The organism is uncultured Campylobacter sp. (assembly GCF_938045465.1).
GTDB lineage: Bacteria > Campylobacterota > Campylobacteria > Campylobacterales > Campylobacteraceae > Campylobacter_B.
The window spans coordinates 1-13,518 of record NZ_CALIBF010000181.1 but is presented as its reverse complement, the minus strand read 5'-3'; the positions used below and the strand labels follow the sequence as shown (position 1 = coordinate 13,518).

At 42.8% G+C, this 13,518-nt stretch carries 13 protein-coding genes; 9 read left to right on the top strand and 4 right to left on the bottom strand.

Annotated features, from left to right (window positions below; all coding sequences use genetic code 11):
• The first annotated feature begins 58 nt into the window (after nucleotides 1-58).
• The 8 genes from Q0413_RS08815 (at nucleotide 59) to Q0413_RS08780 (ending at nucleotide 7,611) form a co-directional block, all read left to right on the top strand.
• Complete coding sequence (locus Q0413_RS08815; RefSeq protein ID WP_298989421.1) at nucleotides 59-2,146, top strand: hypothetical protein; 2,088 nt, start codon at nucleotides 59-61, stop codon at nucleotides 2,144-2,146.
• Between the two features lie 4 nt (nucleotides 2,147-2,150).
• Nucleotides 2,151-2,669, top strand: coding sequence for a hypothetical protein (locus tag Q0413_RS08810; RefSeq protein WP_298989408.1), 519 nt, complete (start codon nucleotides 2,151-2,153; stop codon nucleotides 2,667-2,669).
• Nucleotides 2,670-2,791: 122 nt separating this feature from the next.
• Complete coding sequence (locus Q0413_RS08805; RefSeq protein ID WP_298989392.1) at nucleotides 2,792-3,127, top strand: hypothetical protein; 336 nt, start codon at nucleotides 2,792-2,794, stop codon at nucleotides 3,125-3,127.
• A 69-nt stretch (nucleotides 3,128-3,196) separates the two neighbouring features.
• On the top strand, nucleotides 3,197-3,886 hold the full coding sequence (locus Q0413_RS08800; RefSeq protein WP_298989381.1) for a hemagglutinin repeat-containing protein: 690 nt from the start codon (nucleotides 3,197-3,199) through the stop codon (nucleotides 3,884-3,886).
• Nucleotides 3,887-3,908: 22 nt separating this feature from the next.
• The gene (locus Q0413_RS08795; protein ID WP_298989368.1) at nucleotides 3,909-4,310 is read left to right on the top strand and encodes a hypothetical protein; all 402 of its coding nucleotides are present in this window, start codon (nucleotides 3,909-3,911) and stop codon (nucleotides 4,308-4,310) included.
• Nucleotides 4,311-4,528: 218 nt separating this feature from the next.
• On the top strand, nucleotides 4,529-5,710 hold the full coding sequence (gene trpB, locus Q0413_RS08790; RefSeq protein WP_298989355.1) for a tryptophan synthase subunit beta: 1,182 nt from the start codon (nucleotides 4,529-4,531) through the stop codon (nucleotides 5,708-5,710).
• A complete protein-coding gene (gene trpA, locus Q0413_RS08785; RefSeq protein ID WP_298989338.1) occupies nucleotides 5,703-6,449 on the top strand; it encodes a tryptophan synthase subunit alpha in 747 nt (248 codons plus the stop codon). Before trpB ends, trpA begins: the two co-directional genes overlap by 8 nt.
• A 10-nt stretch (nucleotides 6,450-6,459) precedes the next feature.
• Nucleotides 6,460-7,611 (top strand): hypothetical protein, encoded by a 1,152-nt coding sequence (locus Q0413_RS08780; RefSeq protein ID WP_298989301.1) that lies wholly within the window; start codon nucleotides 6,460-6,462, stop codon nucleotides 7,609-7,611.
• A 219-nt stretch (nucleotides 7,612-7,830) separates the two neighbouring features.
• On the opposite strand, the gene Q0413_RS08775 is transcribed toward Q0413_RS08780, so the two are convergent.
• Nucleotides 7,831-9,744: a TonB-dependent receptor gene (locus tag Q0413_RS08775; RefSeq protein ID WP_298989289.1), complete on the bottom strand. Its 1,914-nt coding sequence runs from the start codon at nucleotides 9,742-9,744 to the stop codon at nucleotides 7,831-7,833.
• A complete protein-coding gene (locus tag Q0413_RS08770) occupies nucleotides 9,692-9,922 on the bottom strand; it encodes a hypothetical protein (RefSeq protein ID WP_298989275.1) in 231 nt (76 codons plus the stop codon). The genes Q0413_RS08775 and Q0413_RS08770 overlap by 53 nt, the downstream gene beginning before the upstream one ends.
• 478 nt (nucleotides 9,923-10,400) lie before the next feature.
• On the opposite strand from Q0413_RS08770, the gene yedE reads away from it, so the two are divergent.
• The gene (gene yedE / locus Q0413_RS08765; protein WP_298989265.1) at nucleotides 10,401-11,462 is read left to right on the top strand and encodes a YedE family putative selenium transporter; all 1,062 of its coding nucleotides are present in this window, start codon (nucleotides 10,401-10,403) and stop codon (nucleotides 11,460-11,462) included.
• Between the two features lie 595 nt (nucleotides 11,463-12,057).
• Here yedE and Q0413_RS08760 read toward each other — a convergent pair.
• On the bottom strand, nucleotides 12,058-12,450 hold the full coding sequence (locus Q0413_RS08760; RefSeq protein WP_298989251.1) for a hypothetical protein: 393 nt from the start codon (nucleotides 12,448-12,450) through the stop codon (nucleotides 12,058-12,060).
• 17 nt (nucleotides 12,451-12,467) lie between these two features.
• Nucleotides 12,468-13,340, bottom strand: a complete 873-nt coding sequence (locus Q0413_RS08755; RefSeq protein ID WP_298989240.1) for a hypothetical protein — start codon at nucleotides 13,338-13,340, stop codon at nucleotides 12,468-12,470.
• Nucleotides 13,341-13,518 lie beyond the last annotated feature (178 nt).

The following is a 13,518-nucleotide window of genomic DNA, read 5'->3' as shown; positions in this document are numbered from 1 at the left end:
CATTGCTATTTTCCAAACATCCGACGGTGCCAGATCCTTATAAGCAGTTCATTACGGAATGAAATTTATTAGGTTTATTCTCCTGGTTTTAGCGTTAAATTCAGTAGGATCTAATACCGATCTAAAAGGATCACTAATAGCCGCAGGCTACTATGACGAGAATGGAAATTTCATAGATAACGGCAAGCTTAGATTAAAAACAGATACCCTAACTTTTTCAAATTTAAGTAACACCAGATACGACAAATCAAATTCTTTAAGCATAGGAACCAATTATGCTCTTAAAGATCCGCAACAAGAAGGAGGAAACAAGGAGGGCGAGAGTGCTCAATCTAAAGAGAGCAAGAACGCTCAATCTAAAGATAGCGCTACCGACCCTAAGTCTAAAATTTCATCGATTAACTACTCTAATAATAGAAACCTTTCCTACTATATGAGTAAAAGCTTAGCTACTATAGGAAAAGGAGAGCTTATAGTAGGAGATAAAGATATAAGCTCTTTAAGCAAAGATGAGCTTGCTTCTTTACAATCCGATCCTAACAATAAAGCTCTATATAACTCAGACGATCTTACGAGATTAAACAGAGATAGCTCCAAGCTAAACAAAGAGCTATATTATACCAAGCTAAACTCTAACGTCGATGCAAGCGTGGATATGAGGTTGTTTAGTAAGGAGGGAAGGAATGAGATAAAAAGGGATTATGAAGACGCCTCTACCATATACGATGCCATATACCAAATAGCAACTACCGATAGAGTTAGCTTTACGGACTTTTTTAGCGAAAACGGTAAAGGCTTTATGGTAGTAAACGGAGTAAGGCAGGAGTTAGCAAATAATCCAGAGCTAAGAGGGATGCTACAAAGCGATGAGCTTTCTGATCAAGAAAAACAAGCCATAACGCAAAACATCACAAGACAGGTAATGCTAAATTTAGGCTACATTCCTAATCAAACAAAGACCATCTACACCGATGAGACCGGTAGAGATGGTAAGCAGATAATGGGCTTTTACTCCTTGCAGACCGGGCGCAGCTATATCAATATAAAAAACAACAAAAGCACAAAGGATCTAGTCGCTACTTCGGCTACAGAAAGCCAAAGAGCTATGGATCATCAAAGAGGCATAAACTTCCTCCAAAACGAAGATGATCATTCGACCTATTCACAGAATTTCGGAAACGCAGTCGCTAGATATTACGGATATGCTCTTAGCTCATACGGCAGTGGCTACGGCTCTGCTAAGATAAATAATCCAAGCAGTATCAATCAAAACTACTACGCAAGCAACAATAAAGAATTCTCTAGACTGGATAAACAGAAGGGAGCGAATAGGCAGTTGCATCAGGCGGAGAAAGATTTCATCCATAATAATGTAGAAGATTTTCGAGAACAAATGTCCAAACGCGGCATAAATTACACCAAAAAAGATGCCACTGGACTACTCTTGCTTTCTGCTGCGTATGGAACAGATGCATATATGAACGGTATTATAAATTTAGGCTTAACGAATTTTAGTAAAAGCGATATATTAAACGGACTTATGTATTTAAGGCAAAAATCCGACGGCTTAACCTTTCTAAATTATAATGATTACGAAGAGTTTGGTTATGAACAAAAGTTTTTTAGCGCTACGGGTAGTCAATTTTATTTGGGTTGGAATTTCCATCAAGTTATGCAGGGTGGGCTCGTTGATATGTCAGCAATGTTCATTCCTAGCGCAAGAGTACTTCCAGAAATAAATTTAGGTAAGGCCGTTGGTGGTGTAGGAGCAACAAGGGGTTCAACAGCAATTATTGGTAACACCGTAAAGGGTGCGGGAACAAATGAAGCTAAAAGTATAGTGCGTATAAGCGAAGAGGCTATTAATAAAGGACAAAATAGTTCAAATATTATCGAAAAAATTATACAGAGGGGAGAAATTAAACCGGGGGATCACAAGGTAATGGTTAGTAAGCTAGATGACGGTAGCATTGTAATTATACGCAAGGATTTTGGCAAATACTCACATGGCTTTCCAGACCATTATAATATAGAAATACAAGTACCAAAAGGAAATAAAAATGTACCAATAGAAAATTTACACATTTTCCCTACGGAAAAAGGATATAAGTGGTATGGTAAAGATGGGGTCATAAAAGGAGAATAAATCAGTGCTACCGAATAAAATTTATATTAAAGACGATCCTCTAACTATCGATGAGGAACTTATGGGGCATGAGTATCATAAATTAGATATTAAAATTCTAGAAGACAAAAAGCTTGTGGTCTTGGGTTTTACTACGAATTTGGCTATGTATTATTTCGCAAAAAACATTTTAACATCATCGTATGATGAAAGAATCTCATACCTAGAGCTTTTCCCTTATGAATATTGGGTGGGAGGAGCGCGATTTGCAAAAAATAGCGCTCAACTATGCATAGATATAGAGGAATTTATTAAAATGGACGAAGCGGAGTGCTGCATAGCGGACGATATGGATAAGTATAAATTTGAGCTGGATTTTAAAACATTCTACCAAAGCGTTACATTTTATTTTCCTAATACGAAGGATTACATAAATTTCGCCAAATATCTGCTAAGTATGAGTATCTACAATAGAAAAAATAGGGTAAAATTTTATAGCGAAGATTATACATTGATTTTACAATACTCCAGGTTTGTCATATGAGAAATTTAAAACGATCAAGAATAAAAATTTATCTCCATAAAGCCCAAATTTAAGTTAAGGATCGGACGGTATGGCACAAAACGTTATAAATAAAGCAGATCATAACGAAAAGAAGCGGCAAAATGTCAGATAGAATCGGCTCCTTTTTTCTTGGTGTAGTATTCTTTTTATACCTTATAATTTTTGCAGTAAATAAAAATATAAAGATAGGCGAGAAATATATTAAATTTGATGATGCGGGTATTTTGTGGATATTGCCCGCAATCGTATTTTTAATAGCGGGTATTTGCTTCTTTTACCTCGCCTTCCGCTCTGAAAAGAACATAAAAAGATACCCGAAGTATATGTGGTGTGCAGACTGCGGTAAATTTTACCGATACGAGGACGTCAAAAACACGGATCAAATTTGCTCGGACTGCGGCAAAAAGCTAACGGAGTATAAAAATGACGGCGTGTAATCAGCAAAGAAATGCTTCCGATCAAAGCGTTAAAACTTCAAAGCGTAAAAAGCGTAAATTTAAAAAGAGATGAATTTTATAAAGCAGCTTTCTTACTTTACCCTTGCTCTCTTATCGGCTGCCGCCCTCATCTCTCAAGGATCTGCCGCATCCTCTAGCTGGGTTACCTGGGGCTTTAGCGTAGGCGCCTCCGCAGAGCTTAGCGGAACCACTTCCAAAGATAGTTCTAAATCAAGTAGCTCCGTAGCCTCTAATCTTAGCGGCAAGAATATTAAAATTTTAACTGATAGCAATAAAGATACCTCTATAAATATCAAAGGCTCAAATTTATATGCTAGCAATGATATATATCTAAACACTCATAATCTCTTTATCGATGCTTCGCAAGATAGCTATGAGGCTAAACAAAGCTCTAAAACCGTAAGCGGAAGAGTATCTGCTACTATGTATGGAGGCGGAGGAGGAAGCGCAGGGCTTGATTACTCTAGAAGCAATATGAAAGAAGAAAGCCTTAGCCACAATAACGCTAAAGTTTATGCAGGACATAATATATATGCCTTAGCTAGTAACGACGCTTTAATAAAAGGAGCAAACCTTAGAGCGGATAACGCTTTAGCTTTAAAGGTAGGACATGATCTAAGCCTTCATAGCCTGCGAGATAGCTATAATTACGATAGCAAATCTAGCTCCATAGCAGCAGGTATAGGCATAAGCGGTAGTAAAACACAAAGATTAAAGTTTTTTATCCACAAAATATGAAAATTCTAAATAAGGAAATAAGATGAAATTTTTAAAACGATATAAAAATATTATCTTATTTCCATTTTTGCTAATTATTTCGTTTTTTGTTTTTCGTATGATTTATACGGAAATAATTAGCGAGTGCGCTCCAATGAGGCTTTTTTCAAAAAATTCTCTAAGCAATAGCGGTTATGTTGAGTTAAAAGCAAAATGCATAAAAAAAGCTTTGGAAAATAACGATAATCACCTTATTATGCAGTATTTTAAAAGAGAAACGAGCGAGTGTCTTGAGATTATTGATGAACCGTCAAAGATCCCGCATAATTTTATTAGAGTTAATAGCTTTGAAGAGTGGAAAAAATTAAGACTTACAGATACAGATAATATAATTTGTCCTATCGGTAATTATAAAAAGAGCGATATTGGCAATGAAAGCAAATAAATTCACAAATTATTCAAATTTACGAAGTTGGGGTTACTCATCAAGTAAAATATTAGCCATAATTTAAAGTGTAAATTTTAAAATTTACTATCTTGCGCCGCGCGTTTTTGCAGCTGTATATCCGATAAATTTAGAAGAGCGCCGCAAAAGCGCCGTCAAAAAAGCGAAATTTAACGCGAAATTTTATATAATTCCACGATTTAATGCGAGGAGATAGGATGAATAAAAAGGCGTATTTCGGGAGTTTCGGCGGGCAATTCGTGCCGGAGACGGCGATGTTTGCGCTCGAGGAGTTGGAGGATGCGTACAACACCATAGCGCAGACTAAGGAATTTAAAGATGAGCTAAGTTACTTGCTGCGCGAATACGCGGGGCGCCCGACGCCGCTATATCACGCCGCGCGCCTTAGTGAGCACTACGGGCATGAAATTTATCTAAAGCGCGAGGATCTTAACCACACGGGCGCTCATAAAATCAACAATGCCCTTGCGCAGGCACTGCTCGCTAAAAAAATGGGTAAAAAAAAGATCATCGCAGAAACCGGCGCGGGGCAGCACGGCGTGGCGACAGCGACGGCAGCGGCGCTATTTGGGCTTGAGTGCGACGTGTATATGGGCGAGACCGACGCTGCGCGTCAGCAGCTAAACGCCTTTAGGATGCAGCTGTTGGGCGCAAATTTGATCAAAATCGGCACCGGTCTTAAAACGCTCAAAGAGGCCACCACTGCGGCGATTCAGGCGTGGGTGAACGAGATTGAGAGCGTATTTTACGTCATCGGCTCGGCGGTCGGACCGCATCCGTATCCTAAGATGGTTAGGGAATTTCAGAGCGTTATCGGCACTGAGACCAAATCTCAGCTCGCAAGCAAGGGGATCAAAGCCGACTACGTCCTAGCCTGCGTAGGAGGCGGAAGCAATGCGATAGGAATTTTTAGCGCGTTCGTGGATGATCCTAACGTGCAACTCATCGGCGTCGAAGCGGGCGGCTTGGGCGCACAAACCCCTTATCACGCAGCGACCATCACTAACGGGCGCGCGGGCATCATCCACGGCATGAAAACCATCGTACTGCAGGATAAATTCGGCATGATCGAGCCTGTTCACAGCATCTCGGCGGGGCTTGATTATCCGGGCGTAGGGCCGGAGCACGCGCATCTGCACGAGATAAGTCGCGCAAAATACGAAGCGGTAACCGACGATGAGTGCATCACGGCGCTTAAACTACTCTGTAGGCTTGAGGGCATCATCCCCGCGATCGAAAGCGCGCACGCGTTAGCGTATTTAGAAAAGCTCTGTCCGCAGCTAAAAGGCAGAAAAACGATCGTAGTAAATGTAAGCGGCAGGGGCGATAAGGATATGGATACCGTGATGAATTATAAAAAAGGAACGATTTATGGATAAGATCAAGGCGGCCTTTGCGGGCAAAAAGGCGAACATCGGCTACATCGTGGCTGGCTATCCGAGCCCAGCGCACACGAAGGAGTTTTTGTCAAATTTAGACGAAAGCGTGATCGATCTGCTTGAGATCGGTATCCCGTATTCCGACCCACTCGCGGACGGTCCGGAAATTTTTAAAGCGAGCTTTTCTGCGGTGCAAAACGGCGTAAACGCAGACACGGTATTTGAAATTTTAAAAGAGGTCCAAACGCGTAAGCCGCTCGTATTTTTGGTCTATTACAACGTGATCTTTGCCTACGGCGCGCGCGAGTTTGTAGCGCAGGCGGCGCGCTACGGCATCAGCGGACTAATAATCCCAGATCTGCCGTATGAAGAAAACGAAGAAATTTTCGCGCTTTGCGAGGAGTTCGGTATCGCGCTCATCCCGCTTATTAGTGTTACGAGCGAGCACCGCGCCGCGCGAGTTTTGAGCCGCGCGCGGGGCTTCATCTACGGCGTGGGAGCTATCGGCGTGACCGGAAGCAAGCAAACTCCGATCTCACGCCTAAAAAATATGGTCGCAGATCTTAAAAAAATGAGCGATCTGCCCGTAGCGATCGGCTTTGGTATTCGCAGCCCTAGCGACGTTCGCGCCACGAAAGAATACGCAGACGGCGCTATCATCGGCACTGCGATCGTAAATTTATGCGCGAACTACGGCGGGCGCGAGCTGCAAGACAAGATCGCCGAACTTTTTAATTAACGGAATAAATATGAAAAAGATATTTTTGATTTTAATCGCAAATTTTTGCCTCGGCGCCAATCTGATGCAATACGATCTTTTCAACCACGACGACAGCGTCGACATCGCCTTGGCGTTTGACTCCGCATACAAGCCAGACATCGTGCGCCGCGTCGATGGGCAGTCGATGAGCCTTATTTTAAAGGGGCTCGGCGGCGATGAGAAATTTAACGAGATGCGTACCAATCAAAAGGTCTTAAAAAGCTTTACGATCGCGCCTAAGGGCAAGGATATTGAGATAAATTTCCCTACCGGTGCCGATCTTTTAGTAGATGCCCACTCCCAAGACGATGATTTAAAGCTCATTTTGCGCGTAAAAAACCCCGCTTTCGATCAGAGCAAGATGAGCGTGAAGAGCGAGGCGAATGAGACGGCGCAAAGCAGCAGCAACGGGATTTCCGTGATGCCGATAATAGTAGCGTTACTGCTTGCGGCTGCGGTTTTTGTCGGCGTACGAAAATTTTTATCACACAAGCCGCAAAAAAGTATCGACGAGACATGGCGGGTTTTTGAAGACGACGCTAGCATGGAGGGCGCCGATGTCGACGTGACGGGCATCGATGAAATTTTAAACGACTCCTCTTTTAAAAATCAGAGCGGATCAAAGAACGCAAATTTTACCAATTATTCTGACTCGCAGGAGTTTGCGAAGAAAGATGAAGCCTCTGCTTTAAATTTAAAAAATTCTAACGACTCAAAAAGCGTAGATGGTGCAGATTTTTTAAGAGGCGAGAACGTGAGCGAAGAGAGTGCACACGATAAATTTTACGATGAAGTTGCGCGTGCCGAGCGTTCGGAAGCTACGGAGGCGGACGAAAGCTCTGAGAGCGCCGAGAATATAAGAGCAGAGGATAAAATTTCGCCGCCTAAAGTAAGACCTGCCGAGAGTGGTGCGATGGAATTTCGCGAGGGAGCAAAGGAAAGATCGGATGCAAAAGAGCCCAAGGTTTCGGCATTTAGAAGCATTTTAGAAAATGAGCTGCTTAGCTCGGATACTGCAAGACCTAGCGACGTGCGAGTAGAGCTTGTGCGCGAGATCGACGAAAATAACGCTGCCGTAGTGCTAAGCTTCGCGGGCAAAAAACATCTAGTAGTGTTAAAAAGCTCCAACGCTATCGATTGATGAGGCGTGGAATTTCGCAGCTTGCGGGCTTTGCAACCCATAAAATTTTGCAGTTTGTTAAATTTTAAAAATTGCGGAATTTTATAGCGCTAGAAATTTATGCCACATTTAAGCCTTATCACCAAAAGGTCTCGATGAGGTCTAAATTTAAAAAGAAAGAGGGGCGAAGGCTGGGTAAGTTTTAAAATTTAACCCGCACCTCGCCCGTATAAGCTTACTCTAAAATCTTACTTCCAGATCGACGTAGAAATTTCGTCCTGCGCCGACCGCTAAAGTATCTCGCGTGCGGTTTGCGTTGATATAATGCCGATCGAAAATATTATTTACGCCAAAGCTCAGATCGGCGCCGTCAAGGGCCGGAATAACGCCGTTTTTGATCTTGTAGCTTCCTCTGAAATTTGCGATCGTAAAGGACTTATCAACATAAAAATATTCCGTTCTGCGTGCAAAATATGAAGCGGGTTTAGAATGAGGCTTGAAGTAGTGGCTTACCTCAAAGCCTAAATTTAGATCGTGCAGAGGCGAGTAGAAGGCGTGTGCGCTTAGTTTTTTGGCGTGGTTGTTTATATTTTCGTGCGTTTGCTTGTTGTAAATTCTAAGTCGCTCGAAGCTCGCGCCGAAATCAAAGTCCTGCGTTTGGTAATTCGAGCTTAGCTCAAAACCATGCCTTTTGGCTTGATCGATATTTTGATGCTGTCCGTATTGCTGCGAGAAGCCGCCCGGCGGCACGCCCAGATGCGGAAGTGCTTTTATGCCGATCATATCTTCGATCTTGCCGTTAAAGTAGATAAATTTCATATCGAAGTGATCGTCCGTAAAAATTTCATCCTGTTTAAAGCTAAATCCGACCTCGTACTCTTTGACGGTTTCAGGCTTTAGATCGGGATTTGGGATGTAATAATACATTCGGTTTATCGGTCCTTTTTGCGATGTCTCGTGCGGAGTAGGCGCGCGGAAACTCTCACTGTATCCCGCCAAAAGCGTAAATTTATCAAAGAGCGTATAGGCAATCGCCGCGCGCGGAGAAAATCTGGAATCTTTAAATTTAGCCGATCTGCCTTTGATGTCGCGATCGAATCTATCGTATCTACCGCCCAAGGTAAGCTCTAAATCATCGTGCAAGCGGATCAGATCCTGTGCAAAAAGCCCGTAGCTATTGTATTCATTCGGAAAGGAGGCGAAATCTCTTAGCGCTCCATTTTGGATAAAGATCGCATCCTCCTGCCTATTTTCGTAATCGCCGCCGAAAGCGAAGCTATGATTTAAAAAGCCCGTATCAAATTCCGAGATATTTTTGATCTCTAGTCCCTTACGATCGTCTTTGTTCGTGTAGCTGCCGGTATCTGCGCCGTCGATATAGCCGCGTTTATACTCGGCTTTGCTTTTGTAGGCCTTAAAAGACATATCCACTAGCGGGCTTTGCGGCGTAAAGGTCCAATCAAAAACGTAATCTCTCTGGCTTAAATTTCCGCTTACGAAGAGATCTGCATCATTTTGCCATAGTGTCTGCCACATCGTGTGTAAATTTTCGTCGTAATCAAAGGCGCTGAAGCTTATGCGGTGATCGTCCAAATTCGCGCCGATCTTAAAAAATCCGGTATCGATATGCTCGTTATTGAAGCTCTTGTCGTAGTCCGGGGCGTAGCGCGTGCCGCCGTCTGCGAACTTAACGTTGCCGTAGCTTGCGCGCTTGCCGTAGAGTAAAACGTCGATCGGAATTTCCTCGCCCTTGCCGTAAATCGCGCCGCGCGTGCTATGCATATTGTTTGATTCAAGCCTCTGTCCTAGCATCAAACCTACGCTTTTACCCTCGCTTAGATAATCGCTCGCGCTTTTTGTCTGCATATTTACGATACCGCCGATCGCGCCCGAGCCGTGCAGCACGGACGAGGCGCCCTTTATGACCTCGACGCGCTTTAAAATGTCGCTATCGGTGCGGAAGGATGAGATCATATTCGAGTACATCCCCGCGCTTCTGCGCACGCCGTCTTGCTTGATGATGACGCGCTCGTCGCTTTGATATCCAAATCCGCGGATCTGAAACTGCCTGCCGATCTGACGCCCCATATCCATGCTGCCGTCAACGCCCGGTATCTGCATGATCGAATCGATCACGTTGATTTTGGCTTTCATATCCTTGGGGGGTTAAAATTCCGGCCGAGCCCGCGTATTTTAGGTTATCGACCGCGCTTACCGTCACTTGCACGACGATTTGACCCAGATCCTGCGACTTCGTGGCGTTGTTTTCGGCCGCATTCGCTCCGCCTATCGCGCCTATTGCAAGCGGCACCAATAAAATTCGCTTTTTCATGCCCCGACCTTTAAAATAAAATTAAGATACATTATTATATATCTACATACTTAAATAAGGTTGAAATTTAATTTCAAAAATATTTGAAATTTGTTTTTATTGGCGGCAAGTATTGTGCTCCGTCTGGGCCGCTTACGCGCTTTGACTGCGTCTTGTCCGCACCTTGCCCGCGCCGTTTCTGCCCCCTCCGCTCCGCTTGTATCCGCCTACATAGCGTCCGCGCTACCTCTACGCTTTAGCTTTTTGTTTCGATCCGTCTGTGCCGAAATCTGGCAGATAAATTTGGCGTTTTTATCTCAACAAAGAGTCTAAATTTAAACGCTCGCGATTTGCTTGCGTTTAAATTTAGCGGTCGCCCGCACGATTTTAAAATTTAGCTTTTTGCAAATTCAGATCGGAATTTATTTGCTTTTTATTTTACAAAGGATAAAATCGCGCCTAAGAGATCGGTCGATCTAGATTATTTCAGGATCTTTTCATGAATAACGTTAAATGGTACATCATCGCAGGCGCCGTGCTAGGCGTGCTGGGTGCGACGCTGGTGCATTTCGGAAACCCAGGCAATATGGGCGTTTGCGTCGCTTGCTTTTTGCGCGACACCACGGGCGCGCTGGGCTTTCATCGAGCCGCCGTGGTGCAATACATCCGCCCGGAGATCATAGGGCTCGTGTTCGGCGGCTTTTTGGCAAGTGTGCTTTGGACGCGCGAGTTCGCGCCGGTTACCGGCAGTTCGCCGTTTGCGAAATTTTTCCTAGGGATTTTCGCGATGATCGGCTGCCTTGTATTTTTGGGATGCCCGTGGCGCGCGTTTTTGCGCCTAGGCGGCGGCGATTTGACCGCGTTAGCCGGGTTAGCGGGTCTGATCTGCGGCGTACTCATTGGGTTTTTGCTTAAAAAGCGCGGCTATGAGGCGAGCAAAGAGGCAAGGCTTAGCGGCGCGATCGGAATTTTGCCTGTACTACTGGGCGCTGCGTTGCTTGCGGCCTTGATTTTCGGTCTCAAAACGGGCGAGGGCGGCGCGCTTTTTATCTCCGCTAAAGGTCCCGGCGCGCAACACGCCGCGGTAGGCATCTCGCTAGCTGCCGGTATTATCGTGGGCGCGGTGATGCACAGAAGCAAATTTTGCAGCGTCGGCGCGTTCGGTAGAATTTTTCGCGGCGATTTCTCGATGTTTTGGGGAGTGCTAAGCGTCATCGTGTTTGCGAGCATCGCAAATATCGCGTTTGGACAATACAAACTCGGCTTCGAGGGCCAGCCTATCGCGCATAACGATTTCGTTTGGAACTTCTTGGGTATGGTGCTCGCGGGTCTTTGCTTCAGCCTAAGCGAGGGCTGCCCGGGCAAGCATCTGGTGCAGGCTGGCACGGGAAATTTGAGCTCGGGCGTATTCGTCATCGGCATGGCAGCGGGCGCTGCGGTCGCGCACAATTTCTTGCTCGCAAGCTCGGCTAAAGGCATCACAGAGTTCGCTCCTTACGCGGTCGCGATCGGTTTTGTTTTCGCGCTTTACGTGGGGATTTTTCAAAGACGCGCCGCTTAAGGCTGATATTTAATCTCAGAGATTAATCTATACAGAGGCGGCGTATCTAGTCAAGCTCTGGCGGCGTACTTATAAAGAAATACGCTGCCAGAGCGGAGCGCTCGCTGCAAGATTGGCGCAAGCAACTGGAGATGGAATTTAAGAATTTGTAGTCATATTTAGTAACGTGATAAAGCGCAACAATAAAATAGATTCCGCACAAGAAAGATTACGATCAATTTTTAAGAATTGCCTTTAAATTTTAAAATTTAAAGGCTTCGTCGATTAAGGCTTCTTTCATCTAAAGCTCTTTAATTATTAATTAAATCCAGCCATACGTGGCGCTGGGTCTTGTCCAAATCAATGTCTTTTGTCTTCATAAAAAAATTCTTTTATCCTAACGTAGTCGTCTATAGTTTCTATCGTAAAGGCGATATCTTTATCCTTACCTCGGATTATTATATTATCGTAGAATATAAATCTAAGTTGAAATTTAAAAAACCAAAAAATATATAAATTTTGAGATGAATAAAAATAAATAAGAATATAGTTTTTTCGGGCATTTTATTTGTATAATAGGTAACTCGATCATTATAAAATTTTACAAATTTCTTATTTAAAAATTTGTAAAATATTCCATTATGATAGGCAATCCGAAAAATGGAAATACTATAAAAAGCTGATTATATCTAGTTTGATTGGGTTCGTATGAATACATAAAAATCATAATCGCAAGCGTGCATACCGTAGCAAGAACTATATAAAAATTCGTCCTATCTTTGAGCGCTAAAGGCTCTTTATTATAATCACTAGCGCAACTCGGATTTTGTTCAAATTTATTAGATTTTTCGTTTGTATTTATCGTAGAGTCATCCGTGAGTTTTTCAAATTTAAAATTTTTACTGTCAGAATTTTCGGCATCAAAATTCCGCCCTGAACCCCGTTCTAAATTTTGACGCCGTTCATTGAGAATTTTCTTTAGCTTTTCGAGCCTCTGTTTTCTATTCATCTTTTATTCTTTATAGCCTACACAAAAATTTGCGACCGGATTTTATCTAAATTTTTCCCTATTTTGAGTAGAAAATAGGCTTTTAGCTCTTTGTATTCTTTGCTTGTTAATATGCTTGCTTCGATATAATTACCATTGCTCATAAAAATAAGGCTGTCGTTTCCTATGTCAAATCCCAAATTTTTCTTAAATCTAAATATGATTAAGGGCGCAAACGCCAAAAATAAGGAAATCGGCACAATTAAAATTCCATAAGAAATTTTATTTTTAAAAGTTACTACCAAAGATAAAAGGATTATCCACGCGAACGCGACAAAAAATGTTGAAATTTTACCTTTTTTCGTCATTTTAAAAGTGGATGGCCCAAAGGTGCGTTTTATCGCAATTATTTTGGATAAATTTATAGAGTATAGGGTCGTTCTCTTTTTCTCGGAATAATATTCGATAACTGAATTTTTAAATTTTATATAACAGGTACCGAATTTACTTGGGAGCCCTAGCCAGCGTTTAACGGATCTCGGCGAGTCTTGCCTTGTTCCAAAATCTATGAAATTAAGAAAATACAGAAATGGCGAATAAAATTTAATCATCTCTATTGAATTATCTTTTATGATTATCGGTTCTTTGTCGTAATCTCTTGTTTGAGTTTTAAAATTTTGCGAGGGTGTATCAGTGGCACAAGAGAGATCGATTTGCGATTTTTGTTCAACGACATTCGTAAAATTTTGCTCGCTGGCATTTATAGAATTTTGCCTGCCATCGCTCGTAAATTTTAGCCCGCCGCCCGCCAAATTTCGCTTATCGCAATTTTTATTTTGTAAGAAATCCTTTATATTTTTATCATACCGCGTTTTGTTTATGCCAAACCTAGCAATTTCGTCGTTATGCATTTGGCTCCTCCTTATACACGCTTGATTTAGATATAACTATCGCGCGAGTTTGCACACGGAGATCAGCCTTGCGCATTTTTTAAAATTTGCAAAATTTCGCTTATCTTTTGTGGATCTTTAATGCCTCGCGCATCCTCCACGCGACTGTTTAGATCGATAGCGTATGGGCGCAGTGCGA